The following is a 21,944-nucleotide window of genomic DNA, read 5'->3' on the forward strand; positions in this document are numbered from 1 at the left end:
AACCCATGAACGGCGACACCGGGCAGCGCGGAAACGACGACGGACTCGACATCACCGCCACATCCTCCTGGGGTGCCCTCGCCGAGCATCGGAAACGATTCGACGCCGGCCTCCGCGGCCTGTTCGCGGACGATCCCGACCGGGGTGAACGACTGACGGTCGACGCCGCAGACCTGCGCATCGACTACTCGAAGAACCTGGTCACCGGCGAGACGCTGGCCCTGCTCGCCGACCTCGCGCGTACCGCGCGCGTCGCGGACCTGCGCGACGCCATGCTGCGCGGTGAGCACCTCAACTCCTCCGAGGATCGCGCCGCGCTGCACACGGCGCTGCGGCTGCCCGACGATGCCACGCTGGTCGTCGACGGCCAGGACGTGGTCGGTGATGTGCACCGGGTGCTCGACGCGATGGGCGAGTTCGCCGACCGGGTTCGCTCCGGAGACTGGACCGGCTTCACCGGGAAGGCCATCACCGACGTCGTCAACATCGGCATCGGTGGTTCCGACCTCGGGCCGGCGATGGCCTACCAAGCGCTCCGGCACTACCGGAAGCCCGGCCTGCGCTGCCACTACGTCTCCAACATCGATCCGGCGGATCTGGCGGGCACGCTCGCCGGGCTCGACCCGGAGACGACGCTCTTCATCATCGCGTCGAAGACCTTCACCACCCTGGAGACGCTGACCAACGCCCGCGCCGCCCGGACCTGGCTGCTCGACCACTACGCCGGCGACGACGCCGCCGTCGCCCGGCACTTCGTCGCGGTCAGCACCAACGACGCCGAGGTGGCCGCCTTCGGCATCGACACGGCCCACATGTTCGGCTTCTGGAACTGGGTGGGCGGGCGCTACTCGCTGGACTCGGCCATCGGACTGTCGCTGATGATCGCCGTCGGGCCGGGGAACTTCGCCGACATGCTCGACGGCTTCCACCGGATGGACACCCACTTCGCGACGGCCCCGCTGGAGGCCAACGCGCCGGTCCTGCTCGCCCTGATCGGCCTCTGGTACTCCGATTTCTGGGATGCCCAGTCACACGCGGTGCTGCCGTACTCCAACGACCTCGCGCGCTTCCCGGCCTACCTGCAACAGCTGGTGATGGAGTCGAACGGCAAGTCGGTCACCCGGGACGGGCAGCCGGTTCCGTGCCCCACCTCGACGGTGGTCTGGGGTGAGCCGGGCACCAACGGGCAGCACGCCTTCTACCAGCTGCTGCACCAGGGCACCTGGCTGATCCCGGCCGACTTCATCGGCTTCGCCCGACCACTGGACGACCTGCCCACCGCCGACGGCGGCTCCATGCACGACCTGCTGATGAGCAACTTCTTCGCCCAGACCGAGGTCCTCGCTTTCGGGAAGACCGCCGACGAGGTGGCCGCTGAGGGCGTCGATCCGCGGCTGGTGCCGCACAAGGTGATGCCCGGGAACCGGCCGACGACGTCGATCCTGGCCCCGGCGCTGACCCCGTCGGTGCTCGGCCAGCTGATCGCCCTCTACGAGCATCAGGTGTTCGTGAAGGCGATGGTCTGGGGGATCAATCCGTTCGATCAGTGGGGGGTGGAACTGGGTAAGCAGGCCGCGAACAAACTGGTCGCCGCGCTCAGTGATCCGGCCTCGCCGCCGCCTTTGCCGGATTCGTCCACTGACGCCATGGTGCGTTGGTACCGCGCCGAGCGGGGCCGCACGTCGTAACCGGCCGGATCGCGGTGTGCGCGGTACTGTCGAGCGAGTCGGAACATCGATGACCTGGAGGAAACCATGAGTGATGCCCGTGAGACCGTTCTCGCCTACGTGCCGGACGCCGATGTCGACGTGGTCGACAAGATGGCCTCCGTCTACCGGCTGGCCCTGAGCAACCGGGACGCCGCGCTCGTCTCGGCCAGCGACCCCGAGGAGCTCAAGACCGTCCGCGAGAACTTCCTGAAGGGCAAGCTCGGCCTCACCGAGGACGACGCCACTCTCGACGCTGCCATCGCCGAGGTCCTGGCCGAGATGAAGGACGGCAAGGCCAACCCGCGCCTGGCCGTCTACTACAAGCTGGCCGCCAAGTTCGGCAAGCTCGACGTCTTCGCCTGAGTCGGCCTGCGGTCCCTGAGCTCGTGTCGGAGCTTGCGACGACACGAAGTCGAAGGGTCGAAGTCCTCGGCTCCGCTCGCACGATGATCGGGCGGAGTCGGGGCTACCGCCCGAGCGGTCCGCGTCCCAGACGCAGCAGCAGCATCGCGAGCGTGTGACCTTCCGGTCCGAGCGCGGAGAACCGCTCCAGCACCTTCACCTCGCGGCTGTGCACCAGTCGCGGGCCGCCGGCCGCCATCCGCGCCGCGCCGATCTTCTTCGACACGGCCGAGCGTCGCTGGACCGCGGCCAGGATGATCGCATCCATCCGGTCGATCTCGCCGCGCAGTTCGTCGATGTCGTCCGGGAGGTCGGCCACGTCGCTGCCGAGGTCGTACGCCGACAGATCGATCTGCTGCTTCGGATCCTGCTCGCTCACGTCTACCGATCTTGCCATGCCGGGTGCTTGGCACACTGGACGGCATGACCGACGAGCACTCCGCGGGCCTGGCCCGGATCGGGATCATCGCCACCGTCGCGATCGTCGCCCAGGCGGTGGTGCGCGGGATCCTGGTGGCCCGGGGGAACTTCTACTGGGACGACCTGATCCTCATCGGGAAGGCCTCCGCCCACCCGATCCTGAGCTGGGACTACCTCGGCGCCGATCACGACGGCCACTTCATGCCCGGTGCGTTCCTGCTGGCCGGGATCACCACGGTGGCGGCCCCCGTGCAGTGGTGGCTGCCGGCCGCCACGCTGGTGGTGTTGCAGGTGCTCGCCTCGCTCGCCGTGTGGCGGATGATCCGCACGCTGGCGCCGACCGCGCGACTCGGCGCGATCGTGGCGCTGGCGTTCTACCTCTTCTCCCCGATGACGGTGAGTTCCTTCGCCTGGTGGGCGGCCGGCCTGAACTCGCTGCCCATGCAGGCCGCGATGGCGGTCGTCGTCGCCAACGCGGTGCTGCTGGTCCGCCGGGATCCGGCGGTCGACGAACGACGGCGCCGCGTCCTCACCGCGGGTGCGATCGCGGCCTTCGTGGTGGCGCTGCTGTTCTTCGAGAAGTCGCTGTTCATCCTGCCGGTGGCCTTCGTCGCGGCGGTGCTGGTGACCGGCCGGGAGGCCGGCGTCGGCGGCGGCGACTACCGCGACTCCGCGCTGACGGTCACCGCACGCCGGGCACGCCCGCTCTGGCTCGCCCTCACCGGGGTCTTCGCGGTCTGGATCGTCGTCTACCTCTCGGTGTCGTCGGCGACGGCCGGTCCGCATTCGCTGGGGCAGACGGGCCGACTGGTCTGGCGCAGCGTGAACGACGCGATCGTGCCGTCCTTGGTCGGCGGCCCGTGGCACTGGGACCGGTGGCTGCCGTCGCCGCCGATGGGTTTCCCCGCCGTCTGGATGATCGTGGCCGGCTGGGTGCTGCTCGCCGCGGTCGTGGTGTGGACCTGGCAGACCCGGCGCGGCGGTCTCGCGGTCTGGGCCGCGGCGGCGCTCTACGCGGTCGGCGCGCAGATCCCGGTGATGTGGAACCGGTCCAGTCCCGCCACCGCGCTGGAGCTGGCGCAGACCATGCGCTACCTGCCCGACACCGCGCTGGTGATCGCGATCGCCATCGCGCTGGTGGCCTCGGCCCCGCCGCGGGGTGCGCACGCGCCGCGGGCCGCGGCGACCTCCCGCGCCCCGCGGGTGGCGCTGGCCGTCGGTGCGGTGGCCGTCGTGGCGTCGGCGCTGGTCGGTACGGCGTCGTTCTCGGCGTCGTGGCGCGACGATCCCACCGGCGACTATCTGGCGACCGCCAAGAAGTCCCTGGCGCAGCACCGCGACCTGGTGATGTTCGATCAGGCTCTGCCGCTGGAGGTGCTCACCCCGGTGGCCTACCCGAACAACCAGATCAGCCGGGTCTTCGGGCGGGTCCGTGACCGCCCGCGGTTCGGCTCGGTGACCGACCGTCTGATGGTCCTCGACGAGGCCGGGGCGATGGTGCCCGGCGGGGTCAGTCCGGTGCGCGAGGTACCCGAGAGCGGCGGCACGTGCGCCAGGCCGGCGCTCACCGGTCCGACCCGGCTGACGCTGTCAGGTCCGCTGATCGAATGGAAGTGGACGGTGGCGCTGAGCTACTGCGCCGACGTCGACGGCGAGATCGGCGTCCGGCTCGACGGCGACGAGCTGCGCGTGCCCGTGCGCGCGGGGCTGCACCCTGTCTACTTCCAGCTGTCCGGCGGCGGGCACGAGCTCGTCGTGCGTCCGCTGACGCCGGGCCTGGCCCTGCACACCGGCGCCGGGCGGGTCGGCGAGCCGATCGTCGCCGCGTACGCGCCGTGACCGGCTCGCCGGCCCTCCCACGGTCGGTCGTGTCGGAGGTCGCCGGTAGCCTGGACAGGCGATGACATCCTCTTCTGACCAGCTTCTCGACGGCCTCAATCCCCAGCAGCGCGCGGCGGTGCTGCACAGCGGCTCGCCGCTGCTCATCGTGGCCGGCGCCGGGTCGGGAAAGACGGCGGTGCTCACCCGCCGGATCGCCTACCTGCTCGCCGAACGCGGGGTGACGCCCGGGCAGATCCTGGCGATCACCTTCACCAACAAGGCCGCCGCCGAGATGCGCGAGCGGGTGATCGATCTGGTCGGCCCGCGCGCCAACTACATGTGGGTGTCGACCTTCCACTCCACCTGCGTGCGGATCCTCCGCGCGCAGGCGTCGCTCCTGGGCAACCGGAACTCCAACTTCTCCATCTACGACTCCGACGACTCGCGGCGGCTGCTCGGCATGGTGGTGCGCGATCTCGGACTCGACCCGAAGAAGTACAGCCCGCGCGGCCTGTCGACGGTGATCTCCAACTTCAAGAACGAGCTGAAAGATCCGGAGGAGGTGGCCGCCACCCTCGCGGACATCCGGCCGCAACAGGGGCAGACCGCCGAGGACATCGCGCGCGTCTACGCCGAGTACCAGCGGCGGCTCGCCGACGCCAACGCCTTCGACTTCGACGACCTGATCGGCGAGACGGTAGCCCTGCTGCAGCGGCATCCCGAGGTGGCCGAGTACTACCGGCGCCGGTTCCGGCACGTCCTGGTCGACGAGTACCAGGACACCAACCACGCGCAGTACATGTTCGTGCGGGAACTGGTCGGCGAAGCCGACTCGGGGGTCACGGCGCCGTCGGAGCTGTGCGTCGTCGGCGATTCCGATCAGTCGATCTACGCCTTCCGCGGTGCGACGATCCGCAACATCGAGGAGTTCGAGCGCGACTACCCGAACGCGGAGACGGTGCTGCTGGAACAGAACTACCGGTCCACGCAGACGATCCTGTCGGCCGCGAACGCGGTGATCGCGCGGAACGCGAACCGCCGGGAGAAGAAGCTGTGGACCGACGCCGGCGACGGTGAGCTGATCGTCGGCTACGTCGCCGACTCCGATCGGGATGAGGCGCAGTTCATCGCCAAGGAGATCGACGAGCTGTGCGACTATTCCGTCGGCGGATCGAGCTCGGCCAAGTACTCCGACATCGCGGTGTTCTACCGCACCAACACCGGCTCGCGGCCCATCGAGGAGTCGTTCATCCGGCACGGCATCCCGTACAAGGTGGTCGGCGGCACCCGCTTCTACGAGCGTAAAGAGGTGCGCGACGTCGTCGCGTACCTGCGCGTGGTCGCCAACCCCGACGACTCGGTGAGCCTGCGCCGCATCCTCAACACCCCGCGCCGCGGCATCGGGGACCGTGCCGAGGCCTGCGTCGCCGTGCACTCGGAGAACCTCGGGATCAGCTTCTATCAGGCGCTGGTGGAGGCGCAGGAGAACCGGGTGCCGCTGCTGAACACGCGTGCGGTGAAGCAGATCGGCGGTTTCGTCGACCTGATCGAGGGGCTGCGGCGCGACTTCCTGCTCGCCTTCGCGTCCGACGACGACGGTGACGCGGCGATCGCCGATGCGACCGCGGAGGGAGCCGACATCGGCGACCTGGTCGAGGCGATCGTCGACCGCACCGGCTATCGCGCCGAGCTGGAGGCCTCCAACGACCCGCAGGACGGCGCCCGCCTGGACAACCTGAACGAACTGGTCGCCGTCGCTCGTGACTTCAGCCTGGAAGCCGCGCAACGCGACCTCGACGACGAGTACGAGGACGAGCCCGATGACGAGGACTCCGCCGTCGCCGAAGGGGAACCGGAGCCGGGATCCCTCGCCGCGTTCCTGGAGAAGGTGGCGCTGGTGGCCGACGCCGACCAGGTGCCGGAGCAGGACGAGGGTGTGGTGACCCTGATGACCCTGCACACCGCCAAGGGCCTGGAGTTCCCGATCGTGTTCGTCACCGGCTGGGAAGACGGCATGTTCCCGCATCAGCGGGCGTTGGGCGACGGTGCCGAGCTGAGCGAGGAACGACGCCTCGCCTACGTCGGCATCACCCGCGCGCGGCAGCGCCTGTACGTCTCGCGCGCCATCATGCGCGCGGCCTGGGGCCAGCCGGTGGAGAACCCGGAATCCCGCTTCCTGCAAGAGATCCCGCAGCACCTGGTCGACTGGCGCCGGACCGAACCGCGCCGTGAGCGCGGCGGTTTCGGCGGCTCGCGCCCCGGCGCGGGCCGGCCGTTCGGATACGGTTCAGCCGCCGGTGGTGCGTCGTCGGGGATGCGCGGACGCGCGTCGTACCCTTCGACGGGGCTCAGGGACCGTTCATCGGACCCCACGCGCGGCCGCAACAAGTCGGTGCACTACGACATCGGCGACCGGATCAACCATCCGAAGTACGGGATGGGGAAGGCCGTCGCCAAGACCGGCGCGGGTCCCACCGAGCAGATCACCTTCGATTTCGGCGGCAACGTCGGCCGGGTGACCCTGCTTACCCTCGGCGGTCTCCCCGGTGAGAAGCTGTAACCGGTCGCCGGACACCCGCGGGCGGCGGGAAATGCCGGTCGGTGATGGGAGTGGTGTCGCTCAGCCGGTGTAGGCGGACATGCGGATGCCGTGCGCGGCGAGCCAGGGTGCCGGGTCGATCTTCTTACCGTGCTGCCACACCTCGAAGTGCAGGTGCGGGCCGGTGGAGAAGCCCTCGGAGCCGACCAGGGCGATCACATCGCCCGCGGTCACCTTCTGGCCCTCCTTGACCAGCACGCCCGACGACGCCATGTGGCCGTACATCGTGATGGTGCCGTCGGCGGCCTTGAGCCAGATCCAGTTGCCGAACCCGGACGCCGGTCCGGCCTTGACGATGGTGCCGTCGGTGACCGCGTGGATCGGGGTGCCCAGCGGTGCGGCGAAGTCGAGGCCGGTGTGCATGGTGCCCCAGCGCATCGCGAACCCGGAGGTGAAGGCGTAGTGGCCGAGCGGGATCGGCGAATCGTACAGCGGCTTGCGTGCGGCGTTCTCCCGGGCGGCCTGCTCGGCGGACAGCTGCTTGCCGATCTTCAGCTGATCGGTGTAGCCGGTCATGTCCGCTCCGGCGGCGGCCGGGACGGCGCCGCCGTTCAGGTCGGAGGTGTTCGCGGCCAGAGCCGGGGCCGGAGCGCTGTCGCCGGCCGGTGCGGGATCGGCGGCGACGGTGGTCTCGTGGGTGCTCGAACCGGCGACGGCCGCGGCCGCGGCACCGGCGGCCACGGCGATCAGCGCGGTCCGGGCCCGCAGCGAACTCGGCGGTCCGGCCCGATGCGCGCCGCGCTTCCCGGTGACCGGGGGCTTCGTGACCGGCGGATCCTGCGGCTGGGGCTCGCCGGCGGGCGCACGATCGGCGGCGGTGATCGCGGTGGACCCGCGCACGGCGGAGGTGACGAGCGGGACCTCGGCACGAGTGGTTTCGGCGGGCGTGGACACCGGCGAGACGGGCTCGCCCGATCGTGCCGGACCGAGGCCGAGCCGAAGGCTGCGCGGCGGGAGCGGGATGTCGCGGGTCATGGGACCGACGGCGGCGGGATCGGCGGCAGACACCGCGTCTCGCCGGATACGTTCGGTCACTTCAGTCACCTCGAGCCGCCCTTTCGCTGTAACCATCTCGTTATCAACCCCATGAACGGTAACCGGTGGGCAGGTGCTAAGTCCACCCGCCGACCGCCCGTTCCTGACTGAACGGACAGCGAACGGTGTCTCACCGGCGGGTTTCTTCCTACCCGCAGGTAAGTGATTCTTTCCACTCGGAGCCGGACCCGACTCGGGAGTAGGGGTCGGCGGGTCTAGAATTTCTTGTGGCCCGCGTTACCCGAGTGGGTCTACTTCCCACACTTCAGATGGTGAGCTGAATGGATCTATTCGAATACCAGGCGAAGGAACTGTTCGTGAAGCACGGCGTTCCTTCGAGCGCGGGCTCCGTTGCCGAGGCTTCGGCCGACGCGCGCGCGATCGCCGAGCAGATCGGCAAGGCCGTGATGGTCAAGGCCCAGGTCAAGACCGGTGGCCGTGGCAAGGCCGGTGGTGTGAAGTTCGCCGCTACCGCGGACGAAGCTCTCACCCACGCGCAGAACATCCTCGGCCTCGACATCAAGGGCCACATCGTCAAGAAGCTGCTCGTCACCGAGGCGAAGGACATCGCGGAGGAGTACTACATCTCCTTCCTGCTCGATCGCGCCAACCGTGACTACCTGGCCATGTGCTCGGTCGAGGGCGGCATGGAGATCGAGGAGGTGGCCGCGACCAAGCCCGATCGCCTGGCCCGCATCTCGATCGACCCGGTCGCCGGTGTCGACGTCGCCAAGGCGCGCGAGATCGCCAAGGCCGGACATCTTCCGGAAGAGATCCTCGACGCCGCCGCGGTGACCATCGCCAAGCTGTGGGAGGTCTTCGTCGAAGAAGACGCCCTGCTGGTCGAGGTCAACCCGCTCGTGCGCACCCCCCAGGATGAGATCCTGGCCCTCGACGGCAAGGTCACCCTGGACGACAACGCCGAGTTCCGTCACCCGGATCACGCCCTCTTCGCCGACGTCGAGGCCACCGATCCGCTGGAGCTCAAGGCCAAGCAGCACGACCTCAACTACGTCAAGCTCGACGGAGAGGTCGGTGTCATCGGCAACGGTGCCGGTCTGGTCATGTCGACGCTCGACGTCGTCGCCTACGCCGGTGAGCTGCACGGCGGCGTGAAGCCCGCCAACTTCCTGGACATCGGCGGCGGCGCCTCGGCCGACGTGATGGCCGCGGGCCTGGACGTCATCCTCGGTGACGCACAGGTCAAGAGCGTGTTCGTGAACGTCTTCGGCGGCATCACCGCCTGTGACGCGGTCGCCAACGGCATCGTCGGCGCGCTGAACCAGCTGGGCGACACCGCCACCAAGCCGCTGGTGGTCCGTCTGGACGGCAACAAAGTCGACGAGGGCCGGAAGATTCTGGCGGAGGCGAACCACCCGCTGGTGACCCTCGCCGAGTCGATGGACGAAGGCGCCGACAAGGCCGCCGAACTGGCGAACAAGTAAAGGGGCCGGGAAACACATGTCGATCTACCTCAATCGAGACAACAAGGTCATCGTCCAGGGCATCACCGGCGGCGAGGGCACCAAGCACACCGCTCTGATGCTCAAGGCCGGCACCAACATCGTGGGCGGCGTCAACGCCCGCAAGGCCGGGACCACCGTCAAGCACCTCGACGCCGCCGGCCGCGAGATCGAGCTGCCGGTCTTCGGCAGCGTCGCCGAGGCCATGGAGAAGACCGGGGCCGACACCTCGATCGCCTTCGTGCCGCCGGCCTTCTCGAAGGACGCCATCATCGAGGCCGTGGACGCGGAGATCCCGCTGCTCGTGGTCATCACCGAGGGCATCCCGGTCCAGGACACCGCGTACGCGTGGGCCTACAACAAGGACAAGGGCGCCAAGACCCGCATCATCGGCCCCAACTGCCCGGGCGTCATCACGCCGGGCGAGGCCCTGGTGGGCATCACGCCGAACAACATCACCGGCAAGGGCCCGATCGGACTGGTCTCCAAGTCCGGCACCCTGACCTACCAGATGATGTACGAGCTGCGTGACCTCGGCTTCTCCACCGCCATCGGCATCGGCGGCGACCCGGTCATCGGCACCACTCACATCGACGCGATCGAGGCCTTCGAGGCCGATCCGGAGACCAAGGTCATCGTGATGATCGGTGAGATCGGCGGCGACGCCGAGGAGCGTGCCGCCGCGTACATCCAGGAGAACGTCTCCAAGCCGGTCGTCGGCTACGTCGCGGGCTTCACCGCACCCGAGGGCAAGACCATGGGTCACGCCGGCGCCATCGTGTCCGGCAGCTCGGGCACCGCGCAGGCCAAGAAGGAGGCCCTCGAGGCCGCCGGTGTCAAGGTCGGCAAGACGCCGAGCGAGACCGCCCGCCTGGCCCGCGAGATCTTCGAGAACCTGTAGATCCCGCACTCGTACCGCTCACCGCGCCCCGGAGACCGCCACGGTCTCCGGGGCGCGGTGTATTCGCGGCGGTGCCGGGGCATAATGAGCGGGTGAACGAGGTGATGCGCCGCGGTGACGGACCGCTGTCGCGGCTGCCGGTGATCGGTGGCCCGGTCGACGCGCTCGCCGCGGCCGCGCTGGCCGTACCGCGACAGGTCGTGTCGACGGTGGCCGCTGTACCCCGGACCGTCCTGCACGCGGTGCTCGACGAGATCTTCGGGTACGTCTCGGAGACCGATCTGACCTCGGTGCTGCTCCGCTCGGTCGACCTCGACCGGCTGCTGGCCTCGGTCGACCTGAACGCGCTGCTGCGGCAGGTGGACCTCAACGCGCTGCTGGCCGACGTCGACCTGAACGCGCTGCTGGCCGACGTGGACCTCAACCAGATGATCGCCGGGCTCGACCTGAACCCGGCGGTCGCGGCGCTCGAACTGGAACCGGTGATCACCGCGATCGACCTCAACCGGGTCCTGGAGGGCGTCGACATCGATGCCGTGCTTCACCGCACCGACCTGGTCGGCGTCGCCGCCACGGTGGTCGACGGCATCGACCTGAACAACATCGTCCGGGAGGCCAGCTCATCGGTGACCACCGAGATGATCACCGACGTGCGCAGCGGCAGCGAGCGGGCCGACGACAAGGTGGACCAGTTCGTCGGACGCATTCTGCGCCGCAAGACCGCCGATCCGCAGCAGCGTGACGCGCCGTGACGGCCGAGCTGCGTAACGCCGGGATCGTCAGCCGCTTCGTGGCGGCGATGATCGACGGCCTGGTGGTCCTCGGCTTCCAGGTCGGCGTCTATCTGGCGATCGCCCTGGTCCGGCTGGTGCTCAGCGTGCGGGCGTTCACCCTGCCCGACTACGCCTGGGTCTGGGGCACCACGTCGTTCATCGCGATCGCCATCGCCTACCTGACGCTGTCGTGGGCGGCGTTCGGCCGCACCTTCGGCCAGCTCGTGATGGGAGTCGCGGTGGTGAGCCGGGGGACCGGCCGCAAGCCGAAGCTGGTGCGGGCACTCGGCCGGGCCGCACTGAGCGCCTTCGTCCCGGTGGGCCTGTTCTGGGTGGTGGTCTCGCCCCGGCGCTGGTCCCTGTCGGACCTGGTGTGCTTCACCCGAGTGGTCTACACGCACGACGTCCTGCCCGATCATTCGCCGGTCAGTGGTTCAATACCGGCATGACAGAGAATCCGAATTACGGCCCGCAAGGGGGTCCCACGCAGTGGGGTCCCGCGCCGCAGGACCCGCCGCCGACGGTCGCCGGTCCGTACCCGCCGTCGGGCCCCTACGGCCCGCCGGCCACCGGCCCGTACGGCCCGCCGACCGGCCCGTACACCGGCCCGCCCACGCAGTACGGCGCGCCGCAGCAGCCGGTCCCGAACTTCTTCACGCAGCTGCCGCTGCCGTACAAGCTGTCCCTCGGGTCGGCGGTCTTCGGTGTGCTCACCTACATCATGGGCTTCTTGTCGTGGGTCACGATCGACGACAGCATCGAGCAGAAGGCCAGCCGCTGGGCCGACGACAACAGCAATCAGGTGGGTATCCCGGCGTTCCTCACCATGGTGTTCACCCCCGGCTACTTCCTGCTCTTCCTCGGTGCCGCGGGCGTCGCGTCGTTCGCGTTCCTGGTGCCGAAGTGGCGCCGGTACCTGCCGCACGTCGCCGCCCTAGTGGTGCTGGCATGGCTGGGCCTGCTGGCCTGCGCGCTCGGCCTGCCGTCGTTCATCAGCCTGGGCGCGGGCGCCATCGTCTCGCTGGTCCTGGGTTCGCTGCAGCTGGCGCTGATCGGTGCGGCCGTGATCGTCGACGGACGTTCGGAGAGTTAGGCCGTGTCCGTCCGGTGAGCGAGACGACGCAGCCGGCTCCCACCACCCGCCGAGGTCAGGCCAAGGCCGCGCGGCGCGGTGAACTCCTCGCGGCCGCGGCGCGCCAAATGGCGCGCCGCGGCTTCGTCGCCGTGCGCCTGGAGGACATCGGCGCGGAGGTCGGCATCAGCGGTCCGGCCATGTACCGGCACTTCTCGTCCAAGAACGACGTCCTCGACGAGCTGCTGCTCGACATCAGCGAGCGGCTGCAGACCGGGGGCGACGAGGTGGTGGCCCGCGGCGGCTCCCCGGACGAGGTGCTGCGCCGGCTGGTCGAATTCCACATCGACGTGCTGGTCACCAAGCCGGACCTGATCGCGATTCAGGACCGGGACCTGCACTCGCTGAGCGCCGACGCGCGCCACCGCGTCCGCACGCTGCAGCGCCGCTACGTGGAGACCTGGGTGTCGGTGCTGGTCGACGCCGCCGCCGCGGCCGGACGTGCACTGCCGGCCGAGGAGGCCCGGGTCCGGGCGCACGCGACCTTCGGCCTCCTCAACTCGTCACCGCGGTTGCCGCCGTTCGACGTGACCCGGCTGGCCGCGCTCCTGACCGACATGGCGCTGGCGGCCCTCCTCGTCGACTGAGGCGTCACCGAAGTCTCAGACCTCGGTCAGCCGGGTCAGTTCGGCGCGGAAGCGTTCGACGTTCGCGAGTTTGATCCCCTCGTAACCCCGCACCAGATCGGGCAGTTCCGCGACGGCGACCGCCTGCTCGAGCTGCGCGGCCGAGGGGTGCTCGCCCAGGCCGGCGACCACCCGATCCAGCGCCGCCCGGTACTCGCCGATCAGCGCGCGCTCGGTCCGGCGGACCTGCGTGTGGCCGAACGGATCGAACCGGGTGCCCCGCAGCCGCTTCAGCGACTCCAGTCCGCGCAGCCCGGGGCGGCCCCAGCGGCCGACCGCCAGCTTCTTGCGCATCCCCAGCTCGCGCAACACCGGCGGGTGCAGGCGGACGGCCGTCGCGGCGCCGTCGCCGAACTGCTCGGCCACCTGCGCCGCGAACCCGGCATCGCGAGTCAGCCGGGCCACCTCGTACTCGTCCTTGTAGGCCATCAGCTTGTACAGGTTGCGGGCCGCCGCCGCGGTGAGCCGGTCGTCGCCGACGCGCTCGGAGATGCCGCCGACGTACGACGCGAACTCCCGCGCATAGGCCTCGTCCTGGTAGGTGACCAGTTCGTCGTACCGGCGGGCGACGACCTCGCGCGTCTCGTCGCCGGCCCCGATCAGCCCGGCCGCCGCGCGCAGCGCCCCGGGGCTGGGCCGATACGCGGGGACAGCGGCGTGGCCGTGCGCGGCCTGCGCCAGCTCGTCCGGATCGGCGAGCACCTGCCGCCCGCGCCGGAACGCCTGCACGTTCGCCTCCACGGCGACGCCGTTGAGTTCGATCGCCCGCTCCACGGCGGCGGCCGAGATCGGCAGCGCGCCCGCCTGATATGCGGCGCCCACCATCAGCATGTTGGCGAACTGCTCGTCGTCGAACAGTTCCTCGGCGAGCCGGGCCGCGTTCAGATACACCGAGCGCGACACCTCGGCGTCGATCGCCGACCGCACCCGCGGCGCCTCCGGGAAGACGACGGCGCTGTCGGACACCATCGCGCCGGTCGGGACCTGCGCGGTGGAGACCACCGCGGTGGTCTTGGCGACGGAGGCGACCTTGAGGTTCACCGGATCGGCGCCGACCAGCTGATCGCAGGCGAGATAGAGGTCGCAGTCGCCGGTGGCCACCTTCGCGGCCTGCTCGACGCGGGTGCGCGAGAGTTTCAGGTCGCTCACCACCGCGCCGCCCTTCTGGGCGAGGCCGGTCATGTCGACGGTGCGGGCATCCAGGCCATCGAGCACGGCCGCGGTGGCCAGCACCTGCGAGACGGTCACCACGCCGGTGCCGCCGATGCCGGTGACGCGGATGGTGAAGGTGCCCGAATCGGCCGGTGCCGTCGGCGGCGCGGGGAGTACGGTGTCGGCCAGGGCGGCGGCGCGCCGCGCCCGGCGGGGCGCCGGGGTGACGGTGACGAACGCCGGGCAGTCGCCGTCCAGGCACGAGTAGTCGAGGTTGCACGAACTCTGGTCGATCCGCGTCTTACGGCCGAACTCGGTGGGCACCGGGTGCACCGACAGGCAGTTCGACTTCGCGCCGCAATCGCCGCAGCCCTCGCAGATCCGCTCGTTGATCATCACCCGGGTCGCCGGGGTCGACGCCGTCCCCCTCTTGCGCTTGCGCCGCTTCTGCGCCGCGCACTCCTGGTCGTGGATCAGCACGGTCACGCCTTCGGTGGCGGCCAGCTCACGCTGGACGTCGAGCAGGTCGTCACGGTGCCGGACCTGCGCCGCGGTCTTGCCCAGCGACTTGCGGGTGCGGGCCGGGTCGTCGGAGGTGACCACCACGCGGGCGACCCGCTCGGCGCGCAGCAGGGTGACCAGCTGCGGCAGGCTCATCTCGCCGACCGGATCCTGGCCGCCGGTCATCGCGACGGTGCCGTTGTAGAGCAGTTTGTAGGTGATGTTCGCCCCGGCGGCGACGGCCGCGCGCAGCGCGAGTGAACCGGAGTGCGCGAAGGTCCCGTCGCCGATGTTCTGCACGAAGTGCCGCTCCTGCACGAACGGCGCCATGCCCAGCCACTGCGCGCCCTCGCCGCCCATCTGGGTCACCCCGGCCACGTCGCCGACCTGCGCCGGATCCATCAGCAGCACCATCGCGTGGCAGCCGATGCCTGCGCCGACCAGGGTGTCCGGTGCGACCGGGGTGGAGCTGTTGTGCGGGCAGCCGGAGCAGAAGTACGGCGAGCGCACCGCCAGCGGCAGCGTGATCCGGGAGCCGCGCGCGGTGTGTCGTTCCAGCCAGCGCCGGGCCGGCTCGATCCGGTGCCGCCGGCCCAGACGCTCGGCGAGGCCGCGGGTCACCGCGTCGACGTCGAGCTCGCCGAACCGGGAGAAGAGGGTGGAACCGTCCTCGTGCGACTTGCCGACGATCGCCGGTAGCCGCGAGCGGCCGAACAGGTTGTCGCGCAGCATCGTCTCCACGAAGTCGCGCTTCTCCTCGACGACGATCACCTCGGCGAGCCCGTCGATGAAGGTCTCCACGATGCTCTGCTCCAGCGGATAGACCATGCCGAGTTTGAGGATCCGGATGCCCAGCCGCGCGAGATCGTCGTCGTCGATGCCGAGGTGTCGGAGGGCCTCGCGGACGTCGAGATAGGTCTTGCCCGCGGCGACGATGCCGATGCGATCGTCGCCGGAGCGGGCGACGATCCGGTTGAGGCCGTTGAGCCGCGCGTATTCGACGGCCCGCGGCATCCGGGTGGTGAGCTGGTTCTGCTCCAGTTCCATCAGACTGGCGCCGAGGAGCCGGCCGCTCGGCACGTGCGGGCTGCTGCCGAGGCCGCCGAGATCGATGGTGAACCGGTCGGCGTCGACCACCGCGGTCGATGCGCCGTCGGCGACGTGCGCCGAGATCTTGAGCGAGGTCCAGAGGCCCGAGACGCGGCTCATCTGGGCGGCGTGGATGCCGAAGTCGAGGATGTCGGCGCTGTCGGCCGGGTAGAGGATCGGCAGGTAGAGGTCGGCGAGCGCCATCTCGGAGGCGCACGGGACCGTCGAGCTCTTGGCGCCGGGGTCGTCGCCGACCAGGGCCACCGCGCCGCCGGTGGGCGAGGTGCCGATGATGTTCGCGTGGCGCAGGGCGTCGGTCGCGCGGTCCAGACCGGGCGCCTTGCCGTACCAGTAGCCGACGATGCCGTCGCGCGGCGCCCCGTCCGGGGCGGGAGCCAGGGTCCCGACGCGGGCGGCCAGCTGCGAGCCCATCACCGAGGTGGCGGCGAGTTCCTCGTTGACCGCGGGCCGGTGCACCACGTCGTACGGGGTGAGGCAGGCGGCGCGGCGGGCGATCTCCAGGTCGTATCCGGCGAGCGGTGAGCCCTCGTAGCCGGACAGGAACGACGCGGTCCGCAGGCCGCTTCGGCGATCGGCGATCGCGCGGTCGCGAACCATCCGGACCAGGGCCTGGATGCCGGTGAGATAGACGGTGCCGGACTCCGCGGTATAGCGGTCGTCGAGCGAGAAAGCGCCGGTCCGGCCGGTCGCGGGGGAGGGGAGGCCGGTGCCGGAGGCACGGTGATCGGCGATGGTCATGGGGTGCCCAACCTTCGTGTCGGCTCGGTGGTGCCGGTCCCCGGGGTGACGGGTGCCGCGACGCCGCGAGCGGGTTTTCGGGGCCGCGGTGGTTGTGCGACCCCACACCTAGGATACGAGGAGAAGTGACGGACGTCACGGAAGGGTGAATGTTCGGCGGATCTGGCGGGATCGGGTGACAGGACGGCGCCGGTGCCGTACGGTCACATTCAGTTAATCTTCGATAACTGAAAGGGAGTCGATGACGACCGTGGAGAATCGCGAGCCGGCGGCGCAGCATCGCGCCAACGTCGGACTTCTGCGCGAGCGGCTGGCCGCGTCGGCGGCCGGCGGCGGCGCCAAGGCGCGGGACCGGCACCTCGCCCGCGGCAAGCTGCTGCCCCGGGACCGCATCGACGGGCTGCTCGATCCCGGCTCGCCGTTTCTCGAGGTCGCCCCGCTCGCCGCGTTCGGCATGTACGACGGCAAAGCGCCCGCCGCCGGGGTGGTCGCCGGGATCGGCCGCATCCACGGCCGCGAGTGCATGGTCGTCGCCAACGATGCGACGGTCTCCGGCGGCACCTACTACCCGGTGACGGTCAAGAAGCACCTGCGCGCCCAGGAGATCGCCGCCGCCAACCGGCTGCCGTGCATCTACCTCGTCGATTCCGGCGGCGCCATGCTGCTCAACCAGGACGACGTGTTCCCCGACCGCGACCACTTCGGCCGGATCTTCTTCAACCAGGCCACCATGAGCGCCGCGGGCATCCCGCAGATCTCCGCCGTCCTCGGGTCATCCACCGCCGGCGGCGCCTACGTCCCGGCGATGAGCGACGAGAACGTGATCGTCAAGAACCAGGGCACCATCTTCCTGGCCGGCCCGCCGCTGGTGAAGGCGGCCACCGGCGAGGACGTCACCGCCGAGGACCTCGGCGGCGGCACCATGCACTCGTCGGTCTCCGGCGTCACCGATCACCTCGTCGACAACGACGAGCAGGCCCTGGCGAAGGTCCGCGAGATCGTCGCGACCTTCGGCCCGCGTGACCCGGCGCAGTGGGACACCGCCGAGACCCGCGACCCGATCCGGCCGCAGACCTCGCTGTACGACGTGGTGCCGACCGACCCGCGCATCCCGTACGACGTGCGCGAGGTGATCACCACGCTGGTCGACGCCGGCGAGTACACCGAGTTCAAGGCGAACTACGGCACTTCGCTGGTCACCGCCTTCGCGCACCTGCACGGGCATCCGGTCGGCATCGTCGCCAACAACGGTGTGCTGTTCTCCGAGTCCGCGCAGAAGGGCGCCCACTTCATCGAGCTGTGCGACCGCCGGTCCATCCCGCTGATCTTCCTGCAGAACATCACCGGCTTCATGGTCGGCCGGCAGTACGAGGAGGGCGGCATCGCCAAGAACGGCGCCAAGATGGTCACCGCCGTCGCCTGCGCCCGCGTGCCGAAGCTGACGGTGATGATCGGCGGGTCGTTCGGGGCGGGCAACTACTCGATGTGCGGCCGTGCGTACTCGCCGCGCTTCCTCTGGATGTGGCCCAACGCGCGGATCTCGGTGATGGGCGGCCCGCAGGCCGCCGACACCCTCGCGACGGTGCGACGCGGCGGGGTCGAACGCTCCGGCCAGGAGTGGTCGGCGCAGGACGAAGAGGCCTTCAAGGAACCGATCCGCCGGCAGTTCGAGGAACAGTCGGACGCGTACTACTCCACCGCGCGGCTGTGGGACGACGGGATCATCGATCCCGCCGACACCCGGACCGTGCTCGGCCTGGCGCTGGAAGCATGCCGTTACGCGCCGCTGTCGCCGGTCAACAACGGCGTCTTCAGGATGTGAGCAGATGACTACCTTTCGACATTTCGACAAGCTCAATGCAGGGCAAGCTCTAGGAGCGTCGGTGATTTCTTCCGTCCTCGTCGCCAACCGCGGCGAGATCGCCTGCCGGGTGATCGACACCCTGCGCGACATGGGAATCCGGTCGATCGCCGTCTACTCCGACGCCGACGCGCAGGCTCCGCACGTGCGGGCCGCCGATGTCGCGGTGCGGCTCGGCCCGGCGCCGGCCGCACAGAGCTACCTCGACATCGCGAAGGTGGTCGACGCGGCGCGGGCGACCGGCGCCGACGCGGTCCACCCCGGCTACGGCTTCCTGTCGGAGAACCAGGACTTCGCGGCGGCACTGGCCGACGCGGGGATCGTCTTCATCGGCCCGCCCGCCGCGGCGATCGCCACCATGGGCGACAAGATCACCGCCCGCGCCGCCGTCACCGCTCGCGGCGTGCCCGTCGTGCCCGGGCTGTCGCGGCCCGGGCTCACCGACGACGAGCTGATCGCGGCCGCCCCGGAGATCGGGTTCCCGGTCCTCATCAAGCCCAGCGCCGGCGGCGGCGGCAAGGGCATGCACCGCGTCGACGACCCCGCCGAGTTGCCCGCCGCCCTGGTCACCGCCCGGCGGGAGGCCGGTTCGGCGTTCGGCGACGACACCCTGTTCCTGGAACACTTCGTCGCCACCCCGCGGCACATCGAGGTGCAGGTGCTCGCCGACACCCACGGCACCGTGATCCATCTCGGCGAGCGCGAATGCTCGCTGCAGCGGCGCCACCAGAAGGTGATCGAGGAGGCGCCGTCGGCGCTGCTCACCCCCGAGACCCGCGCCCGTATCGGGCAGGCCGCGTGCGACGCCGCGCGCAGTGTCGGCTACACCGGCGCGGGCACCGTCGAGTTCATCGTCTCGGCCACCGCACCCGACGACTTCTACTTCATGGAGATGAACACCCGCCTGCAGGTGGAGCATCCGGTGACCGAGATGGTGACCGGCATCGACCTGGTGGAGCAGCAGATCCGTGTCGCCCGGGGGGAGCCGCTGGCGATCGCTCAGGACGACGTGGTGCTCACCGGCCACGCGGTGGAGGCGCGGGTGTACGCGGAGGACCCGGCGGCGGGCTTCCTCCCCACCGGCGGCACCGTCGGCACCCTCCGCTGGCCGACGGCGCCCTCCTCGCCCCGCGGAAACGTCCGCATCGACTCCGGTATCGAGCAGGGCTCGGTGATCGGCACCGACTACGACCCCATGCTGGCCAAGGTGATCTGCCACGGCACCGACCGCGCCGAGGCGCTCGACCGCCTCGACGAGGCCCTGGCGCGGACCGTGCTGACCGGGGTCGGCACCAATGTCGACTTCTGTCGCTTCGTGCTGGCTCAGCCCGCGGTGCGCAGCGCCGAGCTCGACACCGAACTCCTCGACCGGCTCGTCATCGACTACGCCGCTCCGGTACCGACCCCGGCCGCGCTGGTCGCCGGCGCTCTCGGTGCCCTCGACCTCGGCACCGCCGACGACCTGTGGAGCAGCGCCGTCGCCTTCCGGATCGGTGCGCCGTCGCCGATCGTCACCCGGCTGCTCTGCGGCGGCCGCCGGTACACGGTGTCCGCACAGGTCAGCGCCTCGACGGTGTGGACCCTGGAGGCCGCCGCCACCATCACGGCCGACGACGAGCCGCTCTGGTCCGGTGCCGTCTACCTCGAACCCGGCGCCGGACACGCCGTAACGGTGCGCTGCGGCCCGATCGCCGAACCCTGGGTGGTGCAGCAGCTCGGCGCGCAGCGCTGGGTGTGCGGCGAGGACGGCACCTGGGTGATGACGCCGGCACACACGCTGGCGTCGTCGGACGACGATGCCGCGGCCGGTGACGTGCGCAGCCCGATGCCGGGCACCGTGGTCGCCGTGCCCGCGACCACCGGGCAGACCGTCGCGGCCGGCGATCCATTGGTCGTCGTCGAGGCGATGAAGATGGAACACACGCTGCGGGCCCCGGTCGACGGTGTCGCGCAGCTCACGGTGTCGGCCGGCCAGAAGGTCGACGCCCAGCAGGTGCTCGCACACGTGACCACCGACCAGAACGAGTGAGCGAGAGAGCAATTCGACGATGGAACTGAGCCAGGAGTACACCGATCTGATCGGCAGCGTGCGCGACTTCGCGCAGCAGGTCGTGGCGCCGGTGTCGTACGAGCACGACAAGAACAAGACCTTCCCGTACGAGGTCGTGAAGCAGATGGGCGAGATGGGCCTGTTCGGCCTGCCCTTCCCGGAGGAGTACGGCGGCATGGGCGGCGACTACTTCGCCCTCGCGCTGGCCCTGGAAGAACTGGCCAAGGTGGACCAGTCGGTGGCGATGACGGTCGAGGCCGGCGTCGGTCTGGGCGCCATGCCGATCTTCAAGTTCGGCACCGCCGAGCAGAAGGAGACCTGGCTGCCCGACCTCGTCGCGGGCCGCCGGCTGGCCGGCTTCGGCCTCACCGAACCGGGCGCGGGCAGCGACGCCGGAGCGACGGCCACCACCGCCGTCGAGGACGGCCCGGACTGGGTGATCAACGGCGCCAAGCAGTTCATCACCAACTCGGGCACCGACATCACCTCGCTGGTCACCGTCACCGCCGTCACCGGCACGCGGGACGACGGCAAGAAGGAGATCTCCACCATCATCGTGCCGGCCGGGACGCCCGGCTTCGTCGCCGAACCGGCCTACGACAAGGTCGGCTGGCACGCGTCCGACACCCATCCGCTGAGCTTCACCGACGCCCGGGTGCCGCGGGAGAACCTGCTCGGCACGCGCGGACGCGGCTACGCGAACTTCCTGTCCATCCTCGACGAGGGCCGCATCGCGATCGCCGGCGTCGCCACCGGCGTCGCGCAGGGCTGCGTGGACGAGTGCATCAAGTACGCGGCCGAGCGCAAGTCGTTCGGCAGGCCGATCAACGAGTACCAGACCATCTCGTTCGCGATCGCCCGGATGGAGGCCCGCGCGCACACCGCCCGCACCGCCTACTACGACGCGGCCGCCAAGATGCTGGCGGGCAAGCCGTTCAAGAAGGAGGCGGCCATCGCCAAGATGGTGTCGTCGGAGGCGGCCATGGACAACGCGCGGATGGCGACGCAGATCCACGGCGGCTACGGCTTCATGAATGAGTACACGGTCTCGCGGCACTACCGGGACTCCAAGATCCTGGAGATCGGCGAGGGCACCACCGAGGTGCAGTTGATGCTGATCGCGCGGTCGCTGGGACTTCCGGCATGAGCGGGGAGGGCGAGCGCCGCCACGTCGTCCAGCGGGGACTGTGGTTCGAGGAGTTCGAGATCGGCACGGTCTACGAACACCGCCCAGGCCGGACCCTCACCGAGGCCGACAACGTCCTGTTCACCACGCTGACCATGAACACCCAGGCGCTGCACCTGGACGCCGCGTGGTCGGCACAGCAGCCGGGCTTCGGCGGTCAGCGCCTGATCAACTCGATGATGACCTTCTCGATGATCGTCGGGCTGTCGGTGTCCCAGCTGACGCAGGGCACCCTGGTGGCGAACCTCGGCTTCTCGGAGGTCGCCTTTCCCAAGCCGCTCTTCGCCGGGGACACGCTGTATGCGGAGACCGAATGCACCGGCAAGCGCGTGTCGTCGTCCCGGCCGGGCGAGGGCATCGTGAACCTGACCCACATCGGGCGCAATCAGGACGGCGTGATCGTCGCCCGCGCCGCCCGTTCCACGCTCGTTCGTCGCAGTCCCGATCTGCCCGGATAGTCCCAGG

General features: G+C 70.2%; 17 protein-coding genes. 14 read left to right on the forward strand and 3 right to left on the reverse strand.

Annotation, left to right across the window (positions count from 1 at the left end; translation table 11 throughout):
• Nucleotides 1-5 precede the first annotated feature (5 nt).
• Both pgi and MYK68_RS04175 read left to right on the forward strand, forming a co-directional pair.
• Nucleotides 6-1,688: a glucose-6-phosphate isomerase gene (pgi, locus tag MYK68_RS04170; RefSeq protein ID WP_247866456.1), complete on the forward strand. Its 1,683-nt coding sequence runs from the start codon at nucleotides 6-8 to the stop codon at nucleotides 1,686-1,688.
• A gap of 66 nt (nucleotides 1,689-1,754) precedes the next feature.
• Nucleotides 1,755-2,072: a DUF2853 family protein gene (locus MYK68_RS04175; protein WP_247866457.1), complete on the forward strand. Its 318-nt coding sequence runs from the start codon at nucleotides 1,755-1,757 to the stop codon at nucleotides 2,070-2,072.
• 103 nt (nucleotides 2,073-2,175) lie between these two features.
• Here the strand turns inward: MYK68_RS04175 and MYK68_RS04180 are convergent, their stop codons facing one another.
• The gene (locus MYK68_RS04180; RefSeq protein WP_247866458.1) at nucleotides 2,176-2,508 is read right to left on the reverse strand and encodes a chorismate mutase; all 333 of its coding nucleotides are present in this window, start codon (nucleotides 2,506-2,508) and stop codon (nucleotides 2,176-2,178) included.
• A 26-nt stretch (nucleotides 2,509-2,534) separates the two neighbouring features.
• Between MYK68_RS04180 and MYK68_RS04185 the strand changes: the two genes are divergently transcribed.
• Together MYK68_RS04185 and MYK68_RS04190 are read left to right on the forward strand one after the other, a co-directional pair.
• Entirely contained in the window at nucleotides 2,535-4,370 is a 1,836-nt protein-coding gene (locus tag MYK68_RS04185; protein ID WP_247866459.1) for a hypothetical protein, read from the forward strand.
• A 61-nt stretch (nucleotides 4,371-4,431) separates the two neighbouring features.
• A complete protein-coding gene (locus MYK68_RS04190; protein ID WP_247866460.1) occupies nucleotides 4,432-6,912 on the forward strand; it encodes a UvrD-helicase domain-containing protein in 2,481 nt (826 codons plus the stop codon).
• 60 nt (nucleotides 6,913-6,972) lie between these two features.
• Here the strand turns inward: MYK68_RS04190 and MYK68_RS04195 are convergent, their stop codons facing one another.
• Nucleotides 6,973-7,986, reverse strand: a complete 1,014-nt coding sequence (locus MYK68_RS04195) for a M23 family metallopeptidase (protein WP_247866461.1) — start codon at nucleotides 7,984-7,986, stop codon at nucleotides 6,973-6,975.
• 281 nt (nucleotides 7,987-8,267) lie between these two features.
• Here MYK68_RS04195 and sucC point away from each other — a divergent pair, with 281 nt between their 5' ends.
• The 6 genes from sucC to MYK68_RS04225 all read left to right on the forward strand — a co-directional run bounded on the left by sucC (nucleotide 8,268) and on the right by MYK68_RS04225 (nucleotide 12,842).
• Nucleotides 8,268-9,431 (forward strand): ADP-forming succinate--CoA ligase subunit beta, encoded by a 1,164-nt coding sequence (sucC, locus tag MYK68_RS04200; RefSeq protein ID WP_247866462.1) that lies wholly within the window; start codon nucleotides 8,268-8,270, stop codon nucleotides 9,429-9,431.
• Between the two features lie 16 nt (nucleotides 9,432-9,447).
• On the forward strand, nucleotides 9,448-10,350 hold the full coding sequence (sucD, locus tag MYK68_RS04205) for a succinate--CoA ligase subunit alpha (protein WP_247866463.1): 903 nt from the start codon (nucleotides 9,448-9,450) through the stop codon (nucleotides 10,348-10,350).
• A gap of 92 nt (nucleotides 10,351-10,442) precedes the next feature.
• On the forward strand, nucleotides 10,443-11,102 hold the full coding sequence (locus tag MYK68_RS04210; protein WP_247866464.1) for a hypothetical protein: 660 nt from the start codon (nucleotides 10,443-10,445) through the stop codon (nucleotides 11,100-11,102).
• The gene (locus MYK68_RS04215; protein ID WP_247866465.1) at nucleotides 11,099-11,572 is read left to right on the forward strand and encodes an RDD family protein; all 474 of its coding nucleotides are present in this window, start codon (nucleotides 11,099-11,101) and stop codon (nucleotides 11,570-11,572) included. Before MYK68_RS04210 ends, MYK68_RS04215 begins: the two co-directional genes overlap by 4 nt.
• The gene (locus tag MYK68_RS04220) at nucleotides 11,569-12,216 is read left to right on the forward strand and encodes a DUF5336 domain-containing protein (protein WP_247866466.1); all 648 of its coding nucleotides are present in this window, start codon (nucleotides 11,569-11,571) and stop codon (nucleotides 12,214-12,216) included. The genes MYK68_RS04215 and MYK68_RS04220 overlap by 4 nt, the downstream gene beginning before the upstream one ends.
• 14 nt (nucleotides 12,217-12,230) lie before the next feature.
• Nucleotides 12,231-12,842 (forward strand): TetR/AcrR family transcriptional regulator, encoded by a 612-nt coding sequence (locus tag MYK68_RS04225; RefSeq protein ID WP_247866467.1) that lies wholly within the window; start codon nucleotides 12,231-12,233, stop codon nucleotides 12,840-12,842.
• Nucleotides 12,843-12,857: 15 nt separating this feature from the next.
• On the opposite strand, the gene MYK68_RS04230 is transcribed toward MYK68_RS04225, so the two are convergent.
• On the reverse strand, nucleotides 12,858-16,382 hold the full coding sequence (locus MYK68_RS04230; protein WP_247866468.1) for an indolepyruvate ferredoxin oxidoreductase family protein: 3,525 nt from the start codon (nucleotides 16,380-16,382) through the stop codon (nucleotides 12,858-12,860).
• A 241-nt stretch (nucleotides 16,383-16,623) separates the two neighbouring features.
• Between MYK68_RS04230 and MYK68_RS04235 the strand changes: the two genes are divergently transcribed.
• The 4 genes from MYK68_RS04235 (at nucleotide 16,624) to MYK68_RS04250 (ending at nucleotide 21,937) form a co-directional block, all read left to right on the forward strand.
• Nucleotides 16,624-18,204, forward strand: coding sequence for a carboxyl transferase domain-containing protein (locus MYK68_RS04235; RefSeq protein ID WP_247866469.1), 1,581 nt, complete (start codon nucleotides 16,624-16,626; stop codon nucleotides 18,202-18,204).
• 61 nt (nucleotides 18,205-18,265) lie between these two features.
• Complete coding sequence (locus tag MYK68_RS04240) at nucleotides 18,266-20,272, forward strand: acetyl/propionyl/methylcrotonyl-CoA carboxylase subunit alpha (RefSeq protein WP_247866470.1); 2,007 nt, start codon at nucleotides 18,266-18,268, stop codon at nucleotides 20,270-20,272.
• A gap of 19 nt (nucleotides 20,273-20,291) precedes the next feature.
• Entirely contained in the window at nucleotides 20,292-21,440 is a 1,149-nt protein-coding gene (locus MYK68_RS04245) for an acyl-CoA dehydrogenase family protein (RefSeq protein ID WP_247866471.1), read from the forward strand.
• On the forward strand, nucleotides 21,437-21,937 hold the full coding sequence (locus MYK68_RS04250) for a MaoC family dehydratase (RefSeq protein ID WP_247866472.1): 501 nt from the start codon (nucleotides 21,437-21,439) through the stop codon (nucleotides 21,935-21,937). Before MYK68_RS04245 ends, MYK68_RS04250 begins: the two co-directional genes overlap by 4 nt.
• Nucleotides 21,938-21,944 lie beyond the last annotated feature (7 nt).

This window comes from Gordonia sp. PP30 (assembly GCF_023100845.1).
In the GTDB taxonomy this organism is placed as follows: Bacteria; Actinomycetota; Actinomycetes; order Mycobacteriales; family Mycobacteriaceae; genus Gordonia.